The sequence below is a fragment of the Lentzea roselyniae genome (assembly GCF_039537795.1).
In the GTDB taxonomy this organism is placed as follows: domain Bacteria; phylum Actinomycetota; class Actinomycetes; order Mycobacteriales; family Pseudonocardiaceae; genus Lentzea; species Lentzea atacamensis.
The window spans coordinates 31,264-54,032 of sequence record NZ_BAABBE010000009.1; the positions used below are offsets into that span (position 1 = coordinate 31,264).

Genomic DNA, 22,769 nt, shown 5'->3' on the forward strand with positions numbered 1-22,769 from the left:
CCATGTCGACGACGGACCTGGATGCGCGAAGGGAGGCGCTGGTGGCGGTGCCTGACGACCCGGCTTCCGCCGCACGTCTCTTCAAGGCCCTCGCGGATCCCATCCGGGTGCAGCTGGTCGTGCTCGTGAGGCAGGCGGCGAGCGGAGAGGCCTGCTTCTGCGACCTCGCCGACGAGTTCGACATGCCGCAGTCCTCGCTGAGTCACCACCTGAAAATCCTGGTCAACGCAGGTGTGCTGCAGCGCGAGCGACGGGGCACGTGGAGCTGGTACCGGCTGGACCACGAGGTCTTCGACACCATGGAACAGCTGTTGCGGCCCGGCGGCCCGCTGCGTGATGAGCCCGCCTCTCGCTGCGACTGACCTGCTACTCAGCCCTGCGTCTCATCAGGCCGGGCTGATGTATCATTCCTGACTGATGTCACTCGATGCTGATGTGTTGAAGGTTCTCGCCGATCCGCTGCGTGCCCAGATCGTGGAGCTGCTCGCCGGTGAGGCCTTGTGCACCTGTCACCTTGTCGAGGAAACCGGCGCCAAGCAGACCAACGTGTCCAACCACCTCAAGGTGCTGCGCGAGGCCGGGTTCGTCGACACCGAGCCGTGCGGGCGCTTCACGTACTACCGGCTGCGGCCCGACGCCCTGCGGCGGGTCGCGGACAGTCTGAACGAGCTGGCCGACCGCGCCAACTCCGACGCCAGGAGGCCTTGTTGAGCACCACCAACCCGACGGCGGAGCAGGACGTCCTGCACCGGTTGTCCTTCCTGGACCGCTGGCTGCCGGCGTGGATCGGCCTCGCCATGGTGGCGGGACTCGGCCTCGGTAGCTTCGTGCCCGGCCTGCAGGGCGTGCTCGAGGCGGTGAAGATCGACGGGGTGTCGCTGCCCATCGCTCTGGGCCTGCTGCTGATGATGTACCCGGTGCTGGCCAAGGTCCGCTACGACAAGCTCGACACCGTCACCCGTGACAAGCGCACGATGGTGCTGTCGCTGGTGCTGAACTGGGTTTTCGGCCCGGCACTGATGTTCGCGCTGGCGTGGATCTTCCTCGCCGACCTGCCCGAGTACCGCACCGGCCTGATCATCGTCGGTCTCGCCCGCTGCATCGCGATGGTCATCATCTGGAACGACCTCGCCTGCGGTGACCGCGAGGCAGCCGCCGTGCTGGTGGCATTGAACTCGGTGTTCCAGGTGGTCATGTTCGGTGTGCTCGGCTGGTTCTACCTCGACCTGCTGCCCGGCTGGCTCGGTCTCGGCACCGCCTCGGTCGACTTCTCGGCGTGGGAGATCGCCAAGTCCGTGCTGATCTTCCTCGGCATCCCGCTGCTGGCCGGCTACCTCAGCCGCAAGCTGGGCGAGCGGTCACGTGGACGCGAGTGGTACGAGTCGGCGTTCCTGCCGCGAGTCGGCCCGATCGCCTTGTACGGCCTGCTGTTCACGATCGTCATCCTGTTCGCGCTGCAGGGCGAGACCATCACGAACCGGCCGCTCGACGTCGCTCGCATCGCGCTGCCGCTGCTGGTCTACTTCGCCATCATGTGGGCCGGTTCCTACGCGCTGGGCAAGGCCTCGGGACTGTCGTACGAGCGGACCACCACGCTGGCGTTCACCGCGGCGGGCAACAACTTCGAGCTCGCCATCGCTGTTGCGATCGGTGTGTTCGGCGTGACCTCGGGCCAGGCGCTGGCCGGTGTGGTCGGTCCGCTGATCGAAGTGCCCGTGCTCGTGGCGCTCGTCTACGTGAGCCTGTGGCTGCGGCGTCGATGGGCGGCCCGCGCTGAAGTCTGATGTCGTGGTGATCGGCGGCGGCCAGGCAGGACTGGCCGCCGCCTACTACCTGCGCCGTGCGGGCATCGACTACGTGGTGCTGGACGCACAATCGTCGCCGGGCGGGGCATGGCCGCACGGGTGGGACTCGCTGCGGTTGTTCTCCATCGCGCGGCACAGCTCGCTGCCGGGGTGGCCGATGCCGTCCTTTTCGGACGGTTATCCGACCGCGCAGCACGTTGTGGACTACCTGACGGCGTATGAGAAGCGTTACGACGTTCCAATGCATCGCTCGGTCCAGGTGACCTCGGTCGGTCGGGCTCGCGACGGGTTGTTGGTGCACACCGATGCCGGTACGTGGTCTGCGCGGCACGTGATCAGCGCGACCGGCACCTGGTGGCGTCCGTTCCGGCCACTCATGGGGCTTCCGGGCCGTCAGCTGCACACCGTCGACTACCGCAACCCGCTCGAGTTCTCCGGGCAGAAGGTCGTTGTGGTCGGCGGTGGGAACTCCGGAGCTCAGGTCGCGGCGGACCTGGTGCCCCATGCTCAGTTGACCTGGATGACCCGCCGGCCACCGCGCTACCTGCCGGACGAGATCGACGGCAAGGCGTTGTTCGACATCGCCAGCCGTGGAGTCGGAGAGCTCGGCGACATCGTCGCGGTGCCACCGGTCCGGGAGGCGCGCGACAACGGGCTGCTCGTGGCCACGCCGATGGACACCGAGGCGCTCGCCGAAGCTGACGTGGTGATCTGGTGCACCGGCTTCCGCGCCGCGCTCGGGCACCTTGCGCCACTGCAGCTGCGGGACGCCCGCGGTCACGTGCCCACCGAGGGCACGACGGCAGTTGGTGAGCCGCGCTTGCACCTGCTCGGATACGGCAGCTGGACTGGCCCCGCGTCCGCGACGCTGATCGGCGTCGGGCCTACCGCGAAGGCGACAGTAGCCAGGATCGCCAGCTCGTTGGCCTGATCACTTCAGCTTCGGGCGGTCGATCGAGACGCCAAGGCGCTCCTGTGCTTCAGCGGTCGCGGCGGCCAGTGTCTCGTTGCCGAGAAGGCTGTTGATCGTGAGAGCCGCCTGGAGCAGGCAGGCCGCAGCGACGGCGATGAAGCTCTTGAACATGTTGATCACGGGATGGTCTGCGATGCGTCCGTCATCGGCGATGTAGGCCTCGGCACCCGCACACCAGCTACGACCAGTTCGCGTCGCGTAGCACCATCCCGAACTTCCTGCCGTTGCTGGCTGAGCGGTTCGCCCGCCAGAGGCTGTACGCCCTGGCCAAGATCGAGGGGCAAGCGACCGACGGCAAGCCGATCGTGCTGTTCCTGTGCGTGCACAACGCGGGTCGCAGCCAGATGGCGCTGGGCTTCTTCGAGCATCTCGCCGAGGATCGCGCCGTGGCCTGGTCCGGCGGCTCCGAACCGGGCTACCAGATCAACCCGTCGGCCGTCGAGGCGATGAGTGAGCGCGGTATCGACATCTCTCGTGAGTTCCCGAAGCCGTGGACCGACGAGATCGTCCGTGCTGCGGATGTGGTCGTCACGATGGGCTGCGGCGACGCGTGCCCGGTGTTCCCCGGCAAGCGGTACCTGAACTGGACGCTCGACGACCCGGCGGGCAAGGATGTCTCCGATGTACGGCCCGTGCGTGACGAGATCGAACGCCAGGTTCGCGGCCTGCTCGACGAACTCGGCGTCGCAGCTCGTGCCTGAACGGGAGTGGGGACCGTCCGAACCGGACGGTCCCCACCGTGGTTAGTCGTTCCCACTAACCGATCCCGGCCATAGGTAGCCGAGTCTCAGTCACCGATCCGGCCGCAGTCAGATCGGCGCACCGTCACCACAGATGGACGCGCGATCCTGCCAGGACCGTCCGGCCACGTGGATCCGGGCTTCTCGACGGTTGCGCCGTCGATTTCACCGGGGTGTTGAACGGCGACCACGACTCGCCGTTCCTCGATGATCGGCCCGCAGGTCTCCGCCCCGATCGGCACGGTGAGGAACTGCTTGACCTGACCGCGATACCGGCCGTCCACGGCGACGCCGAACAGGCCGTCGTTGGAGCCGAGCGCGCTGCCGTCGGTCGCGATCCAAAGGTTGCCGTGACGGTCGAACGCCAGGTTGTCCGGACAGGACACCGCCGACACCTGGTCCTTCGGGAAACCCGCGAAGTACGTGCTGGGATCCGCGGGGTCACCGCACACCAGGAACAACCGCCACCGGAAGCTCGTCGCCGCCGCGTTGTTGCGCGACTCCATGACCTCCATGACCTGACCGTGCCGGTTGCGGGTGCGCGGGTTCGCCTCGTCCGGCGCCGCCTTGCCCGCCGCACCGCGGTCGGAGTTGTTCGTCAGTGCGATGTAGACAGTCCCGTTGTCCGGGTGCGGCTCGACGTCCTCGGGCCGGTCCACCTTCGTCGCACCGACCTTGTCCGCGGCCAGGCGCGTGAAGACGTAGACCTCCGCGGCCGTCATGCCGGGAACGAACGAGGTGTTCCCGCTCGCCAGCGCGATCCACTCGCCGGTGCCGTCGAACGCGCCGTCGGCGGGCAGCTTGCCCGAACCGTCGATCTCCGTGGCAGGGCTGTCGCCGGTGAACTTCGCGACGTAGAGCGTGCCTTCGTCGAGCAGCGTCAGGTTGTGCCGGCGAGCCGACTGGCTCTCGCCGCGGCGAACGCGGTTCTTCGAGACGAACTTGTAGAAGTAGTCGAATCGCTCGTCGTCGCCCATGTAGAGCACGACCCGGCCGTCGCTGGTCAGCCGCGGCTCGGCGGCCTCGTGCTTGAACCGGCCCAGCGCCGTGCGCTTGCGCGGCACGAAGTCCGGGTCGAACGGGTCGATCTCGACGACCCAGCCGTGCCGGTTGACCTCGTTGGGCTCCTGCGAGACGTCGAAGCGCTTGTCGAACCGCTCCCACTTGCGCTCGCTCGCGGTGCCGCGCAGGCCGTAGCGGGCCAGCCGGGTCTTCGTCGTCGGATCGGTGACCAGGTCGGCGTTGCCGAAGTACTGGTTGAAGTTCTCCTCGCCGGAGAGCACCGTGCCCCACGGCGTGACGCCACCGCCGCAGTTGTTGAGCGTGCCCAGCACCGTGCGCCCAGTCGGGTCCGCCGAGGTCTTCAACAGCGCGCTTCCGGCAGCAGGGCCGGCGAACTCCAGCTTGCTGGTGGCGGTGATGCGGCGGTTGAGGCGGTGCTTCACCGGCGAGAGCTTGCCGGTGCGGCGCTGTTCCTCGAGCACGACAACGCTCAGACCGTGCGCGGCCCAGGCGATCTCGACCTGCTCGCGCGTCGGGTTGGCCGCGTTGTACCCGGCGAACATCACCTGCTCACTGGTGTACTCGTGGTTCGCGACGAGCACGAGCCGGTCGTGGTCCAGATCCAGCAACGCGAGGTAGTCGACGTTGAAACCGAACTGCTTCGCCTGCGCGGCCGCCGTCTGCTTGGCCGGGTCGAAGGCCGGAGCGCCGGGCAGAACCGGGTCGCCCCACCGGATCACGACGTCCTGCTCGTAACCGGGCGGTACAACCACGGCGTCGAGCTTGTTGTGCGCCACCGGTTCGAAGCGGAGCCCGCGAGCACCCCGGTTGCCGCCGAGGCGGAGTTCGGCGTCGATGTCCGCAGATGCGGGCACGGCAACGGCTGCCGTTCCCGCTGCTGCCACAGACAGCACAGCCGTCGACTTCAGGAGTGAGCGTCGTGACAGCGCGCTCGTGATGACGTCGCCGAGGTAGGCGTTGGTCGAGGTGTTGGGCGCCTCGTGGAAGCAGGCGTCGCCGCAGCGGTAGCGGCAGGTCAGGGCGGAACGCCCGGCGTGGTTGGTCGACGCCAAGGGCAGCGGGATGATCCGCTGGTCCGTGGTGGGACGCGGCGGCACGGCACCTCCATGCAAGTCCGTTCGGGAACGACACGAGCCGAACGCGTATATCGACTTATGTCGATCCAGGACAGTAGGTGCTCGTATCGGGCACATGGCGACGCGAACATGAACAGCAGGCGAAGCCTCGGTTCGAACTACCTCGCGACCGCGCTCTGTGAACTGCCGACCTCGGCCAGCACCTCGGCCAGCCGGTCTGTGGTTTCAGGTCGAATGCGGTAGTACACCCAGGTTCCCCGACGTTCTGAGTCGACCAGGCCGGCCTGACGCCGCCGAGGCGGTCGCGGCGTCCCTCGGCTGCGGCAACCCCATCGCCGTCGCCGAACTCCGCGAAGGCGAACGGGTGCTCGACCTCGGGTCCGGCGGTGGCATCGACGTCCTGCTCTCCGCGCGCCGGGTCGGACCGACCGGCAAGGCGTACGGGCTGGACATGACCGACGAAATGCTCGCTCTCGCCCTGACCAACGCGGCGAAGGCCGGCACGACGAACGTGGAGTTCCTCAAGGGCACGATCGAGGCCATCCCGTTGCCCAGCAACGCGATCGACGTCGTCATCTCCAACTGCGTCATCAACCTGTCGGTCGACAAGCCGGCCGTGTTCGCCGAGACCTTCCGCGTTCTCCGGCCAGGTGGCCGCATCGGAGTGTCGACGTCGTGGCCGACGATCACCTCACCTCCGCCGGACGGGCTGAGCGCGGGTCATACGTCAGCTGCATCGCGGGGGCGCTGACGTTCCACGAGTACCGTGAAGGCCTGGCAGCAGCCGGGTTCACCGACATCGAGATCACCCCGACCCAGCAGGTGGCCGACGGCATGCACTCCGCGATCATCCGCGCCACCAAATCCGCTGAAGCGCCGTCGGTGAGCTTATCTGTTGCGGCACAGAGCGAAGGCCCTTGCTGCGGTGTCAGCGCCTGCTGCACGCCCGACGAGCGGTCGGTCGATCCTGGTATCACCGTGGCGGACGCGAAGACCGCAGCGGGCTGCGGCTGTCAGGAGCGTTGACGGTCAGCCGACCATGGCCGCGACGTACGTGTGGGAGAGCAGGGCCGCGCCCACGCCGGCCACGACGCTGACGATGAGGTTCATTGCTGCGTAGAAGTACGCCTCCTGCTCGGCCAGTCGCAGCGTCTCGTAGCTGAAGGTGCCCCATGGAGAGGGGCTGTCGTGCCGTGCCTGCACGAAGCGGTCGGTGAGATAGCGCAGTGGGGCGCCGGCCGCAGCGCCGAGAAAGATCAGGGCAGCGGCCGTGAGGGCTGCGTGAGTCCGCCTGGCCTGTTCCACAGGTCGAGCACACCGTCGGGGGCAAGCCGACGTCAGCCGGGCGAACCGACGCGGAGGACACCCCGGAACGCGGCACCTGGGAGCCGAACGTGACCGTCTCCTTCGGATCCCAGGCGTGGTGTGGGACTCGGGCAGCGAGGCGTTCGTCCAGCGAGCCTGGGGTAACCAGTCCTGCGGTGTCGAATACGAGGGTGCCGTTGGCGGCCCATAAACTCCAGGCACCAACTGCCATGAGGAGGCGCCGGTGACCGAGCAGGGCGACCTGGTCGCGGGGCGCTACCGGCTGCAACGACGGATCGGCGCCGGCGGCATGGGTGTGGTGTGGCAGGCGTTCGACGAACGCCTCGACCGGGTCGTGGCACTCAAGCATCTCGTGCTGCCGCCGGGACTGTCCACTGAGGAAGCTGAGCGGGCTCGGCAGCGCGCGGTGCGGGAAGCCCGGATCGCGGCCCGGTTGCAGCATCCTGGCGCGGTCACCGTGCACGACGTCGTCGAGGACGGCGGCCGGCCGGTCCTGGTCATGGAGTACGTGCCGGCGCGCAGTCTCGCCGAGCTCATCGCAGCCCGCGGATCTCTGCCCGCCGTGCAGGTTGCTCAGATCGGCGGCCAGGTCTCTGCGGCGCTGGCGGCGGCACACGAGGCGGGCATCGTGCACCGCGATGTCAAGCCCGCCAACATCCTGATCACCGACTCCGGGACCGCGAAGATCACCGACTTCGGCATCGCCCGCGCCCACGGCGACACCACTGTGACCGCCACCGGCATGATGGTCGGGACACCGGCGTTCCTGGCACCGGAGGTCGCGCAGGGACATGAGCCCAACGCCGCCAGTGACGTGTTCTCCCTCGGTGCCACTCTCTACACGGCGGTTGAAGGGCGTGAGCCGTTCGGAGACGGTGACAACGCGATCGCGTTGCTGCACGCTGTGGCAGCCGGACAGATGGTCCCGCCCGCACACCGCGGCCCGATCACCGACGTAGTGCTGCACATGATGCGAATGGATCCCGCGGCGCGTCCGACAATGGCTCAGGCAGCAGAGAGTCTGACCGCCGTGGCGGCTGGTCGCCCTGCACCAGCCCCGACGCGCGTGGACTTGCGGCCGTTCGCGGGTCCATCGGCCCCGGCGTCTCGCCGCCTGCGTTCCGCACTGCCGATCGCGGCCGCCGTGGTCGCGGCCGTCGTGCTCATCGCGCTGCTGTACCCGGTGTTGACGTCCTCCGATCAGGTCGCCGGCCCACCACCGACGCCAACGACCAGCACTGTCGCCGCGGCTCAGCTGCAGCAGTCCGTGGCGGACTACTACGCCTTGCTGCCCGACCGCACCGAAGAGGCGTGGACACGGCTGAGTCCGGCCATGCAGGCACAGGGGAAAGAGCAGTACGAGAAGGCGTGGAAGGACGTCAAGGACCTCGTCGTCACCACCGCACCACAAGCCATCGACGCCGACACTGTGACCATCGGAGTGGAGTACACCGGCGAGAGTCGCGGCCGGCTTCGGGAGACACGTCAACTGCACCTGATCGTCGACGGCAGCAGGGTGCTCATCGACTCCGATCAGGTTGTGACGTCCGAACGTGTCAACGGCAAGGCAGAGGACGGCGACCGGAAAGTCGGCGGTGACAAGAAGAACGACAAGAAGCGCGGAGAGGAAGGAAAGGGCGGCAACTGAAGGCCTCCGCGGCCAGACCGCTCGCAGGCGCGGCGATCCCACGACAGAACGCGGGCCGAGCATCCCGCCCTCGGCGGCACTTGTGTCCGTCGCGTACCTCTGTCAGGGCCGCCGCATTGGCCGGTCAGGCGGCGCGGTTGGGTTTGGCTGCTCGCTCGTTACCGCGTCAACTCGATCCACCAGGCGGCGACGGTCCCGCTCATTCGGTACAGCATCTCGGCTTTGCCTCCTGACCGCGGAGTGCTGCCCTGCCAGTTCTCGATGGGCCAGCGCTTCTCGCCGAACAGCTCGGCCGCCACCCGGCTCAAGCGGGAATGCTCGTTGCGTTGCTGCTGCTCAGAAAGGCCGGAGCGAGCGAGCACATCGGTGAACGTGACCGGCGTGTTCGGGTTCTCGGCCGTCACCTCGAACAGGGCGCGCACGCCGTTGAGATGCTGCACGTTCTCCCACAGCGTCGCCACCATCTCGCGCGTCCAGCGGCCTTGTCTCGGTACTTGGATGGAATCGGCCGACCGGTCCATGTCCGCCAGTAGGTCGACAAGGCGACTCCGCACGGAGCCCAAGTCTTCCAGTGCGGCGGTGACCGACGACCTCAAGATCGCGATGTCCATGTGCATCCTTCTCGTGTACGACTGATGTACACGAGAACTGTACATCAGTCGTACACGACAAGCATAGGAGTGGTGATCTGTCGCAGTCTCGGACCGGCATCATGTCGCCGATCAACGAGGCTGGCCGACCTCGTACTCCCCGTCGGCGGACTTCACGACGACCTTCACCGACTTGTCTGCACCTCCGACCGACACGATGCAGACGGACGAGTTGCCGGGCCGGCATGGTCGTCGATCACCGCGAGGGCAAGGTGCTGTTCCTGGTCGGCGACGCCACGCATGGCGATGGCGATCCGTCCGCGCGTGTACATGTTCAGCGCCTGCACAAGCTCTGGGGCGAAGTTGTCACCTCGGATCAACCCGCGTGCGATGAGATCATCCTGCGCGGCCTGCCCCAACCTCAGCCGCTCCTCTGCTTCGACGGCGAAGTGCGGAATCGAGAACGGAAACTGCCGTACGTCGAGCCGCAGCGCCACGCCCAGCACGTCGAGTTCGACGAACGAGCAGACGATCTCCCCTGACACGTGGATCTTCCCTCCCCGAACACCGCTCCCCACGGTGCGTGACCGCAGCCATACTGCCAGTCAACCTGTGGTCTACGGAGCGTTACAGAATGAGTTGCCCTATTTGAGGGGTTGATCACTACGGTCCGTGAGTAGATCTCGTTCTGCGCCGGCGCAGCGGATAGGTAGAAGCACGCAATTCCGGGTGAAGGGCGTGCACGTCCACCACCTGTCATGATTCGCTCGCTGTGAGTGAGGGGTGGGTGCATGTACGGGAACCCGGACGAGCTGGACCGGATCGCGGGCGAGATCGAGAAGCGTGCTGATGGTGTGCGGGATCGTGCCAAGAAGCTCGTCGACGACGCGCAGAAGATGGAGTGGCACTCGGTCGCGGCTGAGCGGTGCCGGGAGACGGTCGGTGGTGACAGGCGACAGCTGGAGAAGGCCGCGGACGGGCTGACCGAAGCGGCCGCGCTGCTGCGTCGGCACGCGCAGGAAGTCCGTGAGCTGATCGCGATGATCAAGAAGATCTCCGAGGCCGTGGTGGGCTGGTTCACCGGCGCGATCGACCGGTTCAACCGTGCGGTCGACGCCTTCAACCAGGCGGCGAGGGACTTCGCGAACGGTGTCGCGGACGCGCTTGGTTTCGGTGGTGGTCAGCCGCCTCAGCCGCCTCAGCCGCCGTGGACGGGCTGGAAGTGGGGGCCGGGCAACCTGCCGCCCGCTGGCGACAAAGCATGGCTCGAGGCGGGCGAGTACTTGCGTGGGCAGGGGGTGCCCGCGTGACCCCGGCACCGCACCGGCTGGTGCTCACCGCGGGCGAGTTGGCGTATCTGGTCGAGCGCACGAGTGTCGAGCTGCCGCCGACGTGGATGCCGTCCGCCGACATCGGGCCTGCTGAGTCGGGGCTGATCAAGAAGCGAGTGGTCGACGGGGTGGGTGGCGAGGTCCACCGGTCGGTGGTGAAGAACCTGGAGATCCTGGCGTTGCCGATGGCCATGCTGGACACGGTCGCCGCGATCGGCGACAAGGGGTTGCACAGCATGCACGCGATCTCCGGCCCGTTGGGCGCGTCGCTGTTCGAACTGGGCGACGGCGCGGTGGAGATGTCGATGTTCGCGTCGGCTGATCTGGGCAAGGAGCTGATCCGGGCCGTTCCGCCCGAGAGCCAGGACATCAACGCCGGGATCGAGTCACGCCTGGGCGGAGCAGGACCGGAGCAGACACCATTGCATGGTCGGTTGCCGCTGGCGGCGTTGCAGGAGATGGGCGCTGCCCGGTTGTTTCGGGATGGCGACCCCGGCGGTCCGGCCGCCGTGGTGGCGAGGTTGAGCCTGTCCGGCGGCGAGGCGGCACTCGCTCAGCGGGTGGCGGCCGAGACGGATGGGGCGTTGCGGTGTCTTGTCGTCGGCCGTAACGGGATGACGTCTCAGGTCAGCTGGGTGCACACCGACGGTGGCTGGAGCGGCCTCGACCCGGAGCCGGACGGCTCCGAGCGTCGGATGGTGCGGCTGGAGCCAGCCGAGCGTGAGGATCTGGGCACGTGGGTTGCCCCGGCAGTGGCAGGAGCGCTGTAATGCCCGACAACCCTGTAGCGCCCGACAAGTCCGTGGACCGCAACGTTGCGGTCGCCCCTGTCACCGACATCCAAGTCAGTGGCGGCGCCGGCGGGTTCCGCGCCAAGGGCGAAGATCTCGTGGCGATGAGCGCCCTCACCGATGAGGTTGCCGGTGACACTCTCAAGACAGCGTTGGCCGGGCACAAGTTCCTCGCTGAGCCGGACGTGCTTGCCTCGGCTCTGCTGAATCCGTCCGGGGTGGCGAAGTTCGAGGCGGCCATGGCCCTGGCGCTCGATGGGCCGACCGGTCTCACCGCCACGTCCGCGGCCATCGGCCTGCGCGGCGATGCCCTTCGCGCCACGAAACTGGCCTATGAGGCCGCGGACGAGCTCGCCGCCAGAGGACTGGACGCCTCGCGATGGATGGCAGGTCTGGCGGTCGCTTCGGCGCCAGGTGGTGTTGTCGCCGCTGGACTCGCAACGGGTACCGCGATTGCCGCGGATGTGTACGCCAATTACGACGGCGATTGGCAGAAGTGGCTGGTCGACCACCCCGGCATGATCGACACCCTGATCGGCATGTCACCCGGCATGCTCTCGTCGCTCGGCGTACCGGTTGATCTGGCGTCCACATTGGATCTGCTCGCCGCGACTTATGCGGACGGCACGGCGGACGTCAAGTACCTCCAGACCTATGACGACGGCTCGGGACCGCACAACCTGCGTGACATCCTGCTTGGCCTCGACGAGCGCAACAGCCCCACCAACAAGGAACCGAGCAACATCGATGTACGAATCATCAAGGACGCCAACGGAAACGTGACCGGTTACGTCGTGGATGTCCCTGGTACCAAGGACTGGAATGCGCCGTGGGATCCCAAGAGCGCGAACGACTCGGGCGTCAACGTCGACGCGATGGCGGGCAACAGAACCGTTTTGCAGCAGGGCATCGAGCAGGCGCTGCGTGATGCTGGTGCGCAGGGGTCCGGTGTACCGGTGATGCTGGTCGGTCACAGTCAGGGCGGTATCGTCGCCGCCCAGTCGACCAGCGACCTCGTCGCGAGCGGGTACAATGTGACACACGTGGTCACCGCCGGCTCGCCGGTCGGCCGCATCGACATTCCCGGCAACGTGCAGATGTTGTCGCTGGAGAACAAGGGTGACATCGTTCCGCATCTCGATGCCAGCGACAACCCGAACACCCCGAACCGCACCACGGTCACCTTTGAGAACCAGACCGGCACCATCGGCGAGAACCACAGCATTGGCGGCTATCGGGAGAACCCTGGCCAACCGCAAGACCAGCGCGTCGACCGCAATTATGTCGCGGTCGCGGGACAACTCGACCAGAGTTCGGATCCTTCGGTCCGAAGGTTCCTCGACAGCACGGACGCCTTCACTCAGGGCGGGCCGGCGTCGCAGATGAGGACCTATCAGGTGACGCGTGAGGGAGTGAAGTGAGCACCGCGCTGCGTTCGGTCCTGCTGGGCAGTCTGCTCGCCATGGTTGGCTTGCTGGCCGGGTGCAATGTCACCGACCAGTACTACGAAGGCGTGGACAGCTTCGGCAAGCAGACGGTCGCTGACTGGAAGGCGATGCCGGAGGTCGTCGATGCGACCTATGAGTACCGCCATGGGCTGGACCAGGGGCAGGTCATGTATCTCGACGTCACGATCCGCGGGGACGTCGACAAGGACACGGTGATCGGCCAGTTGCAGGAAGTGGCCCGAAAGAACTTCTGGCAGAAGACCTCGTCGAACGACGTCAAGGTCAACCTGTCGGTCCATTCCGAGGGCAGCGCGCTCGGCGGCGGGTCGGCGACGCCCGGTCCGGTGATCTACCAGGGCGGGCTCGGCCAGGGTTCCGGATCTCCTGAAGAAAAGTACGGGCCGAGAGCGACGACGAGGTGAGTGGACGATGACTCCGGACGAATGGCTGACCGACTTCGAGGCCAAGACCGCGGAACTGCAGCGCAACGCGGTCGCGTTCCGCCGCAACCTGGAGGCTGCGGGGCAGACCGTCACCTCCGAGGACAAGACGCTGACCGTGACGGTGGCGCCGAACGGTGCACTGCTCGACCTCAAGATCGCGCAGAACCCGGACCTCGCCGCGAGGCTCATGGCGTTGGTGCGGCAGGCGAGGGAAGGTGCTGCGGCCAACGTGCTGGGCGAGTTCCGCAATGCGGTCGGCGGACAGGCAGGACAGCTCGACACCGATGTGTCGGTGCCGGCGTTCGGTACTCCTGAACCGCGGAAGCCTATGCCGAGGCCAGTCGAGGACGACGACTTCAGTGACAACTCGATCTACCGGCGACCGTAGCGGTTGCGCAGCGGACGTCCCAGTACTACCACACCACCGCGGACCGCACGACGGTCACTTCGGAACCACGATCGATCAGAGTTCTGATCCACCCGCTCGGAGGTTTCGCGGCCGCGAAACCCCTTACTCGAGGCGAACCGGGTTGACGTCGACCCGTCACGTGAAACGGGAGGGAGTGGGTGAGCACGGCAAGGTGTGTGGCCGGTGTAGTGGGCCTGGTTGTGCTGCTGGTCGGGCTGCTGTCCGGGTGCAATCTCTTCGTGCAGTACTACGAGGACGTGGACGAGCTCTGCAAGAAGATCGTGGCGGACTGGAAGGCGCAGGCAGAGGTCGTCGACGCGAGTTATGTCTACGTGCACGGCATCGACTCGGGACAGCAGATCGATCTCGATGTCATCGTCCGCGCGGAGTCGTTCACGGCCGAGGTCTGGGAGAGGCTGGAGGACATCGCGAACCGTGACTACTGGCTGAGCACGGCGTACGACCGGGAGGACCGTATGTCATTTCAGTACGTCGTCTACTCCTCGGACAATCCGCCGGCAAAGGGTGAAGTGGGTTTGTCCAAGTCGATCGGCCATGGCGATATTGGCGTGTCGCCGAAAGCCGGTCTGGAGAAGTACGGGCCGAGACCGACGACGAAGTAGGCGGACGAATGGCTTGTCGATTGCAAGAGACGAGTGTGGAACTACAGCGTAAGGCCGTCACTTCTTGAAACGCGGTCGGCCGACAGGCACGGGACTTGGGCGTGATAGGACGCTTTGCCCACGTCCGGCACGCCTGAGCCAGGAAGTCAAAGCATCTGCCGAGAGGTTGAGGTATCACCGCGCGGGTGTCAGTGCAAGTGAGCGGTACGACAATTAATGTATTGCTGCCGTTCCGGTGTCACACTTTTGACCAGTTTTGCTCCTACTTCCGTGCTGCTTCAATGCGATTCACCGAGTAGGGCGTGCCTCTCGCAGCGAGAGCGCGTGCGGTAACACGTGGATACGAGAGGGCGACCGGTAGGCCATGAGTGATATGCCCGCGCTGATCGGCCGCTACGTGGTGGAGCGCGAGCTTGGGTCCGGAGGCATGGGCGAGGTGTACCTCGCCTACTCGCCCGCTGGCGATCCTGTCGCGGTGAAGCTGATCCGTAGCGATCGGCTGGATCCGGTCACCCGCGCACGGTTCGAAAAGGAAGCCTTGATCGCCCGGACCGTTGTCGGGACGAACCGGGTCGCAAGGTTCCTCGACGCGGATCCCTACGCTGGTCGTCCCTGGCTGGCGATGGAGTACGTGCCAGGAAGCACTTGTTCGTCCACATCGAAGCGCATGGCCCGCTGCCCGCGCCGCTCGTCGCAAGCCTTGGTGCGCTACTGGCCGAAGGCTTGGCAGCAGTACATGCCACAGGACTCTTGCACGTCTTCATCGCAGCGGTGTAGTGCTTCTCCGGCATGCGTCCGAGCTTTCTGGCTCGCATCAGCAACGCGGCGAGCGAGACTTGCCACTTCTGCTTGAGGGTGAACAGGGTCGGCCAGTCCGCGAAGGATGGCAGCTCCGCCGCGATGTCCGAAAAGGACGGCATCGGCCAACCGGACAGTGAGCTGTGTCGCGCGATCGCGAACAACCGCAGCGAGTTCCACCCGTGCGTGGCGAGGAACGCCCCGAATCCGGCGTTCGTCAGCCCCAGCCTCTGCTGCGCGAACAGCACCAGCGTCGCCATGGTCATCGCGATGCACAGGTTCGTGGTCGCGGACACGACTGTGACCGTCCTCAGGGCCCTCACAGCAAAGATTGCCGTGTGCGTCAAGAACAGCGCCGACGATCTGAAGCCAGGACAGGAACTCTGACGTTCCTCGCGGGCGTGTGGCTGATCGCGGCTCCTCTGCTATTCGATTTCCAAGCCGCAGAGCATCACTTCCGACCCTACTGGGTTCCGTTGGTGCTCGCCGTGGTGATCATGCTGGCGCGCACGGTCAACATTGGTCTAGCGGTAGCGCTTGTCGCGGCAGCATTCCTCCTACGCGCGGACGTCAGCTCTGTTGTTCAGATCAACCAGATCGTGACCGGGACGATGATCGCGTTGGTATTGCTGGTGGTTGCCATCGACGCAGGGAAGTGGCTGGGTTGACGTGCTCAGATCCAACCTAGGTCGCCAGCGGTCACTGCAGGTTCGCCGCCTGCTTTGGTGAACGCGGTCAACGCCTCGACGAGTCCCCGTCGTTCATCCTCGGACATCTTCGCGATGATCTTTCCGATCGCCGCGCGGCGCCGCCGCGTCACGCCGCGCACGACACGGCGGCCTTCGTCGGTCAGCTCGGCGACGACTTCGCGGCGAGTGGCCGGGTTCGGCTGCCGCGCAATCATCTCCGTCGCCACGAGGCGGTCGACCATGCGGGTCGCGGTGGACGGGTTGACGTCCAGCAGCTCGGCCAGCGAGCTGAGCTTCATCGATCCTCGGCTGTCCAGGATGACGAGCATCCGGAACTGCGGCAGGGTGATCGTCTCCTCGACCGCGGCGAGCGAGCGTGCGGACACCGCGACCAGCAGCCGCGACGCGGTGAGCACGGCGTCGGTGAGCGCGTCGACGTCGTTCGCACTGGCCTTGGACCGAGTCATGCGACTGTTGTACCGCAACCACGGGTGCTGTGATCACCGAGCAGGCTGGTGCACTGCCTGTTTTGTGCGGCTTTCAGCGGCAACGACCGTTTGCAGTGCGTCCAGCGCTGCCTCGACCCAGCCGTTGACCGAGCTCAGTGATGCACCGGGCGGGCCGGTGAGCCGCACGCTGACCGCGCTCCGCTCAGGGGTGAGCCGGAGCACCTGCAGGGTGCCCGAGCAGCTGGTCGTGGTTTCGCTTCCCCACGTGATGCGCAGCCGGTCCCAGTCGACGGTGACCCTGCGCTCGACGTCGACATCGGTGTGGCGGCCGGGAAACCAGAGCCGGATGAGGTTGGGGCCGGACAGCTCGACCTCGATGGAGTCGGGCAGCCAGGTGGTCATGTTGTCGAAGTCGGAGAGAACGTCGAAGACGGCCTCCGCGTCGGCGGGCATGGATCGGCTTCGGGTCAAAACGAGGTCCTTCCGGCGGATTCCTCCCATCCTGTCCGAATTCACACAGGGGTGGACCTGACGAGTCGCTAACGATCGCTCACGGGCTGGGCGTCGATGCTGTCGATGTGGCGGGAGTGCTCGAACTGGACGTCGGCGTCGAATGGTGCGGGCGCTGTGTCACGACGGGGGTGGGCGCCTCGCCGGACACCGTCGGTGTGCCAAGAGGCTCAGGTTCGTCCTGGGTGGACACTCCGCACGAGGCGATCAGGAGGCACGCTGCGACGGCCATGACGGTTCTCATGCGGCTGCCTCCGGGAGTTCCACGATGAACCGCGCTCCACCACCGGGCCGATCTTCGATCCACACTCGACCGTGATGACGGCGGACGTGCTCGGCGACGAGCGCCAGACCGAGCCCGCTACCGGTGTCGGTGCCGCGACTGCCGGCCCTGGTGCCGCGGGTGAACCGCTCGAACACCTGCGTGCGCATGTCACTGGGGATGCCGGCACCCGCGTCGTCGACCTCCAGCCGGACGTTCCCGCGGTGATGGAGCACTGCGAGCCGGACAGCACCCCCTGCGTGCCGTTCGGCGTTCTCGATCAGGTTGCCGATCACGCGGTCCAGCCTGCGCCTGTCTCCGAGCACCAGCGGTGGTGGTGGTTCGACGACGATCTCGACGTCCGGATCCAGTCGCAGGCTCGCGGCGCCTCGGACGAGTGAGCCGACATCCAGCGGCTCGAAGTCCTCACGATCGGCGTCCTGGTCGGCGCGGCTGATCTCCATCAGGTCGACCACCATGCGTGCGAACCTGTCCACCTCGGAGGTGAGCAGGCTGAGTGCCTTGCCCGCGGTGCCGGGCAGCTCGGCCTGTCTGCGACGCAGCACGGCGGCCGCGTTGACCATCGTCGTGAGCGGTGACCGGAGTTCGTGGCTGACGTCGCCGGCGAACCTGGCGTCGCGCAGCACTCGTTGCTCGAGTGCGTCGGCCGTGGAGTTGAACGTGTTTGCCAACGGGCCGAGGTCCGGGTCGGCCTGGTCCGGCAGCCGTGCTTTCAGGTCTCCGCCGGCGATGCGCGAGGCCGCGACGGTCAGCTCGGTCAGCGGCCTCAGCGCGCGTCTGCTGGCCCACGAGCCGAGTCCTACGCCGATCAGGCCGCTGAGCACCGTTCCTGCGATCAGCAGGCCGCTGAGGAACCGGAACGTGCGGTCGAGCTGGACGAGCTGGAAGAGTTCGACGTAGACCCCCCGCCCGTCGGCCAGCGGTTGTGCCACCGCGATCACCGGGATGCCGTCCGCGCGGAGACGTTGCCTGGCCGGAGTACCGTCGCGGGCCATCGCGAGCAGGTCGTCGGGCACGACAGCGGGGTCGACCTGCCGTCCGCTGGTCAGCACCTCGTTTGCGCGGAAGAGCATGATCGTGGAGTCGGGGTTGGTGGTGAGCCCGGTCAGCAGTTCGGTCAGCCCGTCCGAGTTCGTGCGGACGGCTTCCTCGACCAGACGGAGGTTGACCTGTGCCTGGCGGGTCGTGGCCTGCAGGCGCTGTCTGAGCATGTAGTCGGACGCGAGGTTCCAGGTGGCGATCGCCAGCAGGCTGGTGACCAGCACCGAGCCGAGGCCGAGCGCTGCGGCGACCCGCCAGCGCAGCGACGGACGGCGCACGATCACCTCGGCGGACCGATCTTGTAACCGGAGCCGCGTACGGTCAGCACGAACACCGGTTCTTCGGGGTTGTGCTCGACCTTGGTCCTGAGCCGCCGAATGTGGACGTCGAGCAGCCGGGTGTCACCGTAGTAGTCGTAGCCCCATACCCGCTGCAGCAGCTGCTCCCTGGTCACGATCCGCCCGCCCGCGACCGCGAGCTCGGCGAGCAGGCGGAACTCGGTGCGGGTGAGCCGGATTTCCTCGCCGCCGCGGTGGACGACGCCTTCGTCCGGCCAGATTTCGAGGTCCTCGACGCGGTAGGAGACGTTCTGCCTCGGGCCGCCGCGCCGGCGCAACAGCGCTCGGATGCGCGCGGCCAATTCGCTTGCGACCAGAGGTTTGGTCACGTAGTCGTCGGCTCCCGCCTCCAATCCGGCGATGACGTCGGGTGTGTCGGTGCGCGCGGTGACGATGATGATCGGCAGGTCTCCCTGCGCACGCAGCCTGCGGCACACTTGCAGACCGTCCACACCGGGCAGCATGAGATCGAGCAGCACGACGTCGAACGTGTCGTTGTCCAGGCGGCTCAACGCGTCCTCGCCGGAGACGGCTTCGTCGACGACGAAGCCCTCGTCGACGAGGGCGAGTCCAAGTGCCTGGCGGATGCGCTCGTCGTCGTCCACGAGCAGCACGGAGAAATCCATGTCCTGCTTTTCCTCGTTGGTTTCCAGTGCTGCTTCTATCACGTTGCCATGGTGACCGCATCTTGACGGAAACGCGTGTCTTCGGAAGGAGTTCGTAAGGTTGCACAGTGCACGCGTCCGTCATGCTTGTCGCCGCGGGTGAACGCCCGTAGTGGGCGCGTGCCTGCGCGCTTTCCGGGGAAGGTCAGGCGTCGGCCGCCGAGGTGCGGCTGACGCTTGTCTCGGGACGACGAAAGGTCATCACGAGTCGTGACGGGCATGCCCACCACCGACGACGGCCTCACGGGAACGATTCTCGTGTGTGACGGATGCGGGCGTTCTCGCCGCACCAGCGCCACCGGTCGAATCGCGTGGGACCTGCTCTGGCTGCAGGCCGATCAGGCAGGCTGGTCCGGCTCGGACCGCCCGCTGGGCCCGCACTACTGCACCGTCTGCATGGGCAACGACTAGATAACGCTTGCACAGTGCAATAATCCTGGTTGCCCGAATCATCCGTATCCCTTCGTGTCAGCACACACGTTCGCCGCTGTACGCGGAGGGAGATCCACAGTGCTCACACGTCTCGCCCAGGTGGTGACGGCGCTCGCGATCATCTGTTCGCTCGCCGTCCCGCAGGCATCGGCGCAACCCGAATTCGGACCGGAGTACACACAGACCCAGTTCGGTCCGATGGGACCCGCCGGCCGCGACATGCTCGTCAAGGTGCGGCTGGCCGGGCTGTGGGAAGGGCCTGCCGGGCGGCTGGGTCTGCAGAAGTCCGCCAACCCGCTCGTCAAGGAAGCCGGTCGGCACCTGATCGACGGGCACGCCGAACTGGACGCCAAGGTCCTCGAGCTCGGCCGCACGCTCAACGTCCCTTTGCCGAACGAGGCCAACGCCGACCAGCAGGGCTGGATCGCCGAAATGACCAACGCCCCGGCGGAAAGCGTCGAGTTCGACCGGATCTTCGCCAACCGTCTGCGCGCGGCGCACGGAGGCGTCTACAAGTTCCTCGCGGTCGTTCGCACCGGCACCCGCAACACCCTCATCCGAGACTTCGCCAAGCGGTGCATGGAAGTCGTGCTCGACCACATCCAGGTCCTCGAAGCGACCGGCATGGTCGATTTCAACGACACGGAAGCGATTCCGCTCGCCGCGCTCGCCGCCGCACCGGTCACACCGACCAGTTCAGCGCCCGCACCCGCCGTTCCCCGGGCGGTGCCGAACGTGCCCAGGACCCAGAACCTCGCCCAGGACAACGACAGCGGCGGCACGGATGCATTGCTCGGAGTCCTCGTGATGGCCGCCGTGGTGGGCGGGATCTACCTCTGGACCGGTGGACGTCCGCGCGGCTCGCGTTCGAAACGACAATGAGATCTCATCGAAAGGGCCTCGCAAGGTTGCGCAGTGCGGGCTTCCGGCAGACTGGCGGAGGCGGACGCCGACCGGTCGGGGCGAGCGTCCGCGCCAAACCACCACGGGAAGATCCGGGTACCGGCCGGCAGGATCGGCGGCCGGTACCCGCCCGCGCACGATGAAGGAACGTTGGATGCGCTCACACGCCGTGCTCATCGGCTACAGCGCCCGCGGCCGTGTCGTACTGAGCGCGCTGTTCGCCGGGGGACATGCGACGGACTTCACCGTCGTCGACACCGACCCCGAGCGCATCGCACAGGCCGGAGTGGACGGTGTGCACGCCGTGGCAGGCGAGGGCTGGCGCCTGGACGTGCTGTGGTCGGCCGGCGTGCACACCTCGGACCACATCGTCGTCGCCGTGACCGATGACGCCCTCGCGCTGCGCATCACCTCGGTCGTACGCAGCTTGAACGAGACCGCCACGATCACCACTTTGGTCCGCAGCACACAACTGCACGAGCTCGTCGAGTACCTCGGTGCTGACCACGTCCTCGTCGCGGACCGGGTCGGCGAGTGGGCGCTCAAGATCGAAAGTCTTTCGTACGACGAGTTGCCCGACCTGGAATGGGCGGTGACGGAACGCCCGGTGATGCCGGACGAGGTGGGCAGTTCGCCGCTGGAGTGCGGTAACGACGTCCTGGCCGTTGTGCGGGACGGTCAGCGGATCTGGGTCGAGGACCCGGTGGTCGGCGCGTTGCGCGGTGACGACACGCTGGTCGTGCTGAGCAGCACTTCGGTGGGCGACTGAGCGGATCTCCCCCGACCCGATCTGCCGGGATCACGTCCGCGTCGGCGATCCCGGTCCGCCGGGCGCACATGACGTTGGGACGATGCCGAGCAAGCCCGTGCAGGTCAGCTCTGGTGCCAAGGCGGCAGCCGCGGCCACCAGCCGGGCACCGCGGTGCCAGCACGAAGAAAGCGGCGGAGCCGAGTGCTGCCTTCCCGGTCTGCATCGCGGAAAGGCACAACTGCCGAGAACCTGCAGCGGTAGCTCTTGTCCGAGTTCTGGCTCGGTTTCTCACCCGGACGGACTATCTGGCGACGCCTGCTCTCTCATCGCGCGTAGAGCGACCTTCATCGGAAAGATGGCCGTCACGGCGGCGCCGATCGCGATCACCGGCCATGAGGACACTGTGACACCCGCGGCGAGCAAGGTCAGGCCGGCCACGTAGGTGGTCAACAGGCCGATGACGAACAGAGCGGTGCCGGACAGCCGGAGATGCCACCGCGGACTGCTCAGCTTCGTGGCGAATGCCGGATCTTCTTGCGCGAGGTGTTGTTCTATCGCGTCCAGCTCACGCTTCTCGTGCTCGGCGAGTCCCACCTTGCCTCCCGGTCCTCAGGTGCACTGTTCCTTGCCTGCGCACGCCGAACGTACGGGCGCAGCGTGCGTTCCCACCAACTCAGAGCCTGATCGGCGTCGGGGAAGATGTCCAGCGCGTCACCCAGCAGCTCGGCACCACCGAGTGCGAGCGAGACGCAGCGCTCGGCGTGTGGTCCGAGGTACCATGCGGCGTCACCGATCAACACGATCCTCCTGTGCACCCATCGATCCGTCCGCGCCTGTGCGATCCGCCAGGCCGGCTTGCCGTCCACATGCGACACCAGTTCGGGTACGACCCAGCCGAGGTCTGCGAAGAGCCGTTGCCAGGGTGTGTCCTGCGTGTGCCGCCAGGCGAATGACACGGCGGAGTGGTTGTCCCGCAGGGGGTGCAGCCGAAGGGATCTGGTGGTGAGGTCCATCGACACGGCGCACGACGAGGCCAGCTCGATCCTGCCGGACACCGTCGACCAGCGCGGCAGTTCGTCTTGTGGAGGAGGGAAGACTGCGTTCCTGATGCCGGAGCACGCTCCGTCGGCCGCCACCACCAGGTCGAACCAGTCCTCGTCTCCGTTCGCGAACGTGGCCGTGACACCGCAGTCGTCTGCGACGAGTACAGGCACGTGCGTGTCGCGGCGGCGCGCGACGTTGCCAATGCTGTCGTTCAGGACGGCGGCGACGTCGTCCCGGCCGAGCACAGGGTGCCGCGGTGAGGGCTTGGGGTGCACCGCGAGCGGTACGCCGGTGCGGTCGACCTGGACGCGGGCGCAACGGGGCTGGCGTCGTTCGGCGAGTGCCGGCAACAGGCCCAGACGGCGTGCCGCGTCGAGGCCGAAGTCGGTGAGAGCCGCGGGAACTCCGTCGAATCGTGGGGGAGCACCGGTGGTCAGCACGGTGACGTCCCAGTCGCTGCGCAGGAGACGGTAGGTGGTCGCGAGGCCGCTGGTGCCCTCGCCTACGACGAGCGCTCTTCTGGTGGGCATGACTTTCCCTTCGCGCAGGACATCGTCACGCCGACCAGCCTTCCCGGCACACCTCTGGTCAGGATAGGCGGTCGGGTTCGTCCAGGAAACCGCTTCTCGGCTGAGGTTCG

30 protein-coding genes are annotated in these 22,769 nt (G+C 66.9%); 18 read left to right on the plus strand and 12 right to left on the minus strand.

Going from position 1 to position 22,769, the window contains the following annotated elements; all coding sequences use genetic code 11:
• Positions 1-2: 2 nt before the first annotated feature.
• Genes ABFX45_RS17595 through ABFX45_RS17610 form a run of 4 tightly spaced genes read left to right on the plus strand, consistent with a single transcriptional unit; the run spans position 3 to position 2,736 of the window.
• Positions 3-362, plus strand: coding sequence for a metalloregulator ArsR/SmtB family transcription factor (locus ABFX45_RS17595; RefSeq protein ID WP_346131099.1), 360 nt, complete (start codon positions 3-5; stop codon positions 360-362).
• 55 nt (positions 363-417) lie between these two features.
• The gene (locus tag ABFX45_RS17600; protein ID WP_346131101.1) at positions 418-711 is read left to right on the plus strand and encodes an ArsR/SmtB family transcription factor; all 294 of its coding nucleotides are present in this window, start codon (positions 418-420) and stop codon (positions 709-711) included.
• Positions 708-1,784, plus strand: a complete 1,077-nt coding sequence (arsB, locus tag ABFX45_RS17605) for an ACR3 family arsenite efflux transporter (protein ID WP_346131103.1) — start codon at positions 708-710, stop codon at positions 1,782-1,784. Before ABFX45_RS17600 ends, arsB begins: the two co-directional genes overlap by 4 nt.
• Before the next feature lie 4 nt (positions 1,785-1,788).
• Positions 1,789-2,736 (plus strand): ArsO family NAD(P)H-dependent flavin-containing monooxygenase, encoded by a 948-nt coding sequence (locus ABFX45_RS17610; RefSeq protein WP_346131105.1) that lies wholly within the window; start codon positions 1,789-1,791, stop codon positions 2,734-2,736.
• On the opposite strand, the gene ABFX45_RS17615 is transcribed toward ABFX45_RS17610, so the two are convergent.
• Positions 2,737-2,889, minus strand: coding sequence for a hypothetical protein (locus ABFX45_RS17615; protein ID WP_346131107.1), 153 nt, complete (start codon positions 2,887-2,889; stop codon positions 2,737-2,739).
• Between the two features lie 17 nt (positions 2,890-2,906).
• Between ABFX45_RS17615 and ABFX45_RS17620 the strand changes: the two genes are divergently transcribed.
• Positions 2,907-3,479 (plus strand): arsenate reductase ArsC, encoded by a 573-nt coding sequence (locus tag ABFX45_RS17620; protein WP_346131474.1) that lies wholly within the window; start codon positions 2,907-2,909, stop codon positions 3,477-3,479.
• A gap of 86 nt (positions 3,480-3,565) precedes the next feature.
• On the opposite strand, the gene ABFX45_RS17625 is transcribed toward ABFX45_RS17620, so the two are convergent.
• Positions 3,566-5,638, minus strand: coding sequence for a PhoX family protein (locus ABFX45_RS17625; RefSeq protein ID WP_346131109.1), 2,073 nt, complete (start codon positions 5,636-5,638; stop codon positions 3,566-3,568).
• A 343-nt stretch (positions 5,639-5,981) separates the two neighbouring features.
• Here ABFX45_RS17625 and ABFX45_RS17630 point away from each other — a divergent pair, with 343 nt between their 5' ends.
• Together ABFX45_RS17630 and ABFX45_RS17635 are read left to right on the plus strand one after the other, a co-directional pair.
• A complete protein-coding gene (locus tag ABFX45_RS17630) occupies positions 5,982-6,368 on the plus strand; it encodes a methyltransferase domain-containing protein (protein WP_346131111.1) in 387 nt (128 codons plus the stop codon).
• The gene (locus ABFX45_RS17635) at positions 6,293-6,643 is read left to right on the plus strand and encodes a hypothetical protein (protein ID WP_346131113.1); all 351 of its coding nucleotides are present in this window, start codon (positions 6,293-6,295) and stop codon (positions 6,641-6,643) included. Before ABFX45_RS17630 ends, ABFX45_RS17635 begins: the two co-directional genes overlap by 76 nt.
• Before the next feature lie 3 nt (positions 6,644-6,646).
• On the opposite strand, the gene ABFX45_RS17640 is transcribed toward ABFX45_RS17635, so the two are convergent.
• Complete coding sequence (locus tag ABFX45_RS17640; protein WP_346131115.1) at positions 6,647-6,922, minus strand: fluoride efflux transporter FluC; 276 nt, start codon at positions 6,920-6,922, stop codon at positions 6,647-6,649.
• Between the two features lie 244 nt (positions 6,923-7,166).
• Here ABFX45_RS17640 and ABFX45_RS17645 point away from each other — a divergent pair, with 244 nt between their 5' ends.
• Positions 7,167-8,591, plus strand: a complete 1,425-nt coding sequence (locus tag ABFX45_RS17645; RefSeq protein ID WP_346131117.1) for a serine/threonine-protein kinase — start codon at positions 7,167-7,169, stop codon at positions 8,589-8,591.
• Between the two features lie 158 nt (positions 8,592-8,749).
• Here ABFX45_RS17645 and ABFX45_RS17650 read toward each other — a convergent pair whose 3' ends face one another.
• Positions 8,750-9,202, minus strand: a complete 453-nt coding sequence (locus ABFX45_RS17650; protein WP_346131119.1) for a hypothetical protein — start codon at positions 9,200-9,202, stop codon at positions 8,750-8,752.
• Between the two features lie 164 nt (positions 9,203-9,366).
• Complete coding sequence (locus ABFX45_RS17655; protein WP_346131121.1) at positions 9,367-9,726, minus strand: ESX secretion-associated protein EspG; 360 nt, start codon at positions 9,724-9,726, stop codon at positions 9,367-9,369.
• Positions 9,727-9,972: 246 nt separating this feature from the next.
• On the opposite strand from ABFX45_RS17655, the gene ABFX45_RS17660 reads away from it, so the two are divergent.
• The 6 genes from ABFX45_RS17660 (at position 9,973) to ABFX45_RS17685 (ending at position 14,226) form a co-directional block, all read left to right on the plus strand.
• Positions 9,973-10,491 carry a WXG100 family type VII secretion target gene (locus ABFX45_RS17660; RefSeq protein ID WP_346131123.1) on the plus strand — a complete coding sequence of 173 codons (519 nt, stop codon included), beginning with the start codon at positions 9,973-9,975 and terminating at the stop codon, positions 10,489-10,491.
• Positions 10,488-11,282 carry a hypothetical protein gene (locus ABFX45_RS17665; RefSeq protein ID WP_346131125.1) on the plus strand — a complete coding sequence of 265 codons (795 nt, stop codon included), beginning with the start codon at positions 10,488-10,490 and terminating at the stop codon, positions 11,280-11,282. The genes ABFX45_RS17660 and ABFX45_RS17665 overlap by 4 nt, the downstream gene beginning before the upstream one ends.
• Positions 11,282-12,724 carry a lipase family protein gene (locus tag ABFX45_RS17670; protein WP_346131127.1) on the plus strand — a complete coding sequence of 481 codons (1,443 nt, stop codon included), beginning with the start codon at positions 11,282-11,284 and terminating at the stop codon, positions 12,722-12,724. Before ABFX45_RS17665 ends, ABFX45_RS17670 begins: the two co-directional genes overlap by 1 nt.
• The gene (locus ABFX45_RS17675) at positions 12,721-13,173 is read left to right on the plus strand and encodes a hypothetical protein (protein ID WP_346131129.1); all 453 of its coding nucleotides are present in this window, start codon (positions 12,721-12,723) and stop codon (positions 13,171-13,173) included. The genes ABFX45_RS17670 and ABFX45_RS17675 overlap by 4 nt, the downstream gene beginning before the upstream one ends.
• 7 nt (positions 13,174-13,180) lie before the next feature.
• Complete coding sequence (locus tag ABFX45_RS17680) at positions 13,181-13,582, plus strand: YbaB/EbfC family nucleoid-associated protein (RefSeq protein WP_346131131.1); 402 nt, start codon at positions 13,181-13,183, stop codon at positions 13,580-13,582.
• Positions 13,583-13,761: 179 nt separating this feature from the next.
• Positions 13,762-14,226: a hypothetical protein gene (locus tag ABFX45_RS17685; RefSeq protein WP_346131133.1), complete on the plus strand. Its 465-nt coding sequence runs from the start codon at positions 13,762-13,764 to the stop codon at positions 14,224-14,226.
• Positions 14,227-14,735: 509 nt separating this feature from the next.
• Here ABFX45_RS17685 and ABFX45_RS17690 read toward each other — a convergent pair.
• Positions 14,736-15,320, minus strand: coding sequence for a hypothetical protein (locus ABFX45_RS17690; RefSeq protein WP_346131135.1), 585 nt, complete (start codon positions 15,318-15,320; stop codon positions 14,736-14,738).
• A 105-nt stretch (positions 15,321-15,425) separates the two neighbouring features.
• Between ABFX45_RS17690 and ABFX45_RS17695 the strand changes: the two genes are divergently transcribed.
• On the plus strand, positions 15,426-15,692 hold the full coding sequence (locus ABFX45_RS17695) for a hypothetical protein (protein ID WP_346131137.1): 267 nt from the start codon (positions 15,426-15,428) through the stop codon (positions 15,690-15,692).
• A 5-nt stretch (positions 15,693-15,697) separates the two neighbouring features.
• On the opposite strand, the gene ABFX45_RS17700 is transcribed toward ABFX45_RS17695, so the two are convergent.
• The 4 genes from ABFX45_RS17700 to ABFX45_RS17715 all read right to left on the minus strand — a co-directional run bounded on the left by ABFX45_RS17700 (position 15,698) and on the right by ABFX45_RS17715 (position 18,960).
• Positions 15,698-16,180, minus strand: coding sequence for a MarR family winged helix-turn-helix transcriptional regulator (locus tag ABFX45_RS17700; RefSeq protein ID WP_346131139.1), 483 nt, complete (start codon positions 16,178-16,180; stop codon positions 15,698-15,700).
• A 33-nt stretch (positions 16,181-16,213) separates the two neighbouring features.
• Complete coding sequence (locus tag ABFX45_RS17705) at positions 16,214-16,633, minus strand: SRPBCC family protein (RefSeq protein WP_170155042.1); 420 nt, start codon at positions 16,631-16,633, stop codon at positions 16,214-16,216.
• Positions 16,634-16,912: 279 nt separating this feature from the next.
• On the minus strand, positions 16,913-18,274 hold the full coding sequence (locus ABFX45_RS17710; RefSeq protein ID WP_325051060.1) for a sensor histidine kinase: 1,362 nt from the start codon (positions 18,272-18,274) through the stop codon (positions 16,913-16,915).
• Positions 18,275-18,276: 2 nt separating this feature from the next.
• Entirely contained in the window at positions 18,277-18,960 is a 684-nt protein-coding gene (locus ABFX45_RS17715) for a response regulator transcription factor (RefSeq protein WP_109638340.1), read from the minus strand.
• A 258-nt stretch (positions 18,961-19,218) separates the two neighbouring features.
• On the opposite strand from ABFX45_RS17715, the gene ABFX45_RS17720 reads away from it, so the two are divergent.
• The 3 genes from ABFX45_RS17720 to ABFX45_RS17730 all read left to right on the plus strand — a co-directional run bounded on the left by ABFX45_RS17720 (position 19,219) and on the right by ABFX45_RS17730 (position 21,103).
• Entirely contained in the window at positions 19,219-19,410 is a 192-nt protein-coding gene (locus ABFX45_RS17720) for a hypothetical protein (protein ID WP_146231631.1), read from the plus strand.
• A gap of 99 nt (positions 19,411-19,509) precedes the next feature.
• A complete protein-coding gene (locus ABFX45_RS17725; protein ID WP_346131143.1) occupies positions 19,510-20,313 on the plus strand; it encodes a DUF4142 domain-containing protein in 804 nt (267 codons plus the stop codon).
• 175 nt (positions 20,314-20,488) lie between these two features.
• Positions 20,489-21,103 (plus strand): NAD-binding protein, encoded by a 615-nt coding sequence (locus ABFX45_RS17730; protein WP_170155043.1) that lies wholly within the window; start codon positions 20,489-20,491, stop codon positions 21,101-21,103.
• Between the two features lie 270 nt (positions 21,104-21,373).
• Here the strand turns inward: ABFX45_RS17730 and ABFX45_RS17735 are convergent, their stop codons facing one another.
• Complete coding sequence (locus ABFX45_RS17735) at positions 21,374-21,679, minus strand: DUF3040 domain-containing protein (RefSeq protein ID WP_109638344.1); 306 nt, start codon at positions 21,677-21,679, stop codon at positions 21,374-21,376.
• Entirely contained in the window at positions 21,637-22,659 is a 1,023-nt protein-coding gene (locus tag ABFX45_RS17740) for an FAD-dependent oxidoreductase (RefSeq protein WP_346131146.1), read from the minus strand. The genes ABFX45_RS17735 and ABFX45_RS17740 overlap by 43 nt, the downstream gene beginning before the upstream one ends.
• Between the last annotated feature and the right edge of the window lie 110 nt (positions 22,660-22,769).

Excerpts from the sequence above, each read along its gene's own strand:
- ABFX45_RS17615 (WP_346131107.1), bottom strand. The coding sequence starts at position 2,889 with ATGTTCAAGAGCTTCATCGCCGTCGCTGCGGCCTGCCTGCTCCAGGCG.
- ABFX45_RS17700 (WP_346131139.1), bottom strand. The coding sequence starts at position 16,180 with ATGACTCGGTCCAAGGCCAGTGCGAACGACGTCGACGCGCTCACCGAC.
- ABFX45_RS17730 (WP_170155043.1), top strand. The coding sequence starts at position 20,489 with ATGCGCTCACACGCCGTGCTCATCGGCTACAGCGCCCGCGGCCGTGTC.
- ABFX45_RS17740 (WP_346131146.1), bottom strand. The coding sequence starts at position 22,659 with ATGCCCACCAGAAGAGCGCTCGTCGTAGGCGAGGGCACCAGCGGCCTC.
- ABFX45_RS17600 (WP_346131101.1), top strand. The coding sequence starts at position 418 with ATGTCACTCGATGCTGATGTGTTGAAGGTTCTCGCCGATCCGCTGCGT.
- ABFX45_RS17720 (WP_146231631.1), top strand. The coding sequence starts at position 19,219 with ATGCCCACCACCGACGACGGCCTCACGGGAACGATTCTCGTGTGTGAC.
- ABFX45_RS17670 (WP_346131127.1), top strand. The coding sequence starts at position 11,282 with ATGCCCGACAACCCTGTAGCGCCCGACAAGTCCGTGGACCGCAACGTT.
- ABFX45_RS17680 (WP_346131131.1), top strand. The coding sequence starts at position 13,181 with ATGACTCCGGACGAATGGCTGACCGACTTCGAGGCCAAGACCGCGGAA.
- ABFX45_RS17650 (WP_346131119.1), bottom strand. The coding sequence starts at position 9,202 with ATGGACATCGCGATCTTGAGGTCGTCGGTCACCGCCGCACTGGAAGAC.
- ABFX45_RS17715 (WP_109638340.1), bottom strand. The coding sequence starts at position 18,960 with ATGGATTTCTCCGTGCTGCTCGTGGACGACGACGAGCGCATCCGCCAG.
- ABFX45_RS17660 (WP_346131123.1), top strand. The coding sequence starts at position 9,973 with ATGTACGGGAACCCGGACGAGCTGGACCGGATCGCGGGCGAGATCGAG.
- ABFX45_RS17595 (WP_346131099.1), top strand. The coding sequence starts at position 3 with ATGTCGACGACGGACCTGGATGCGCGAAGGGAGGCGCTGGTGGCGGTG.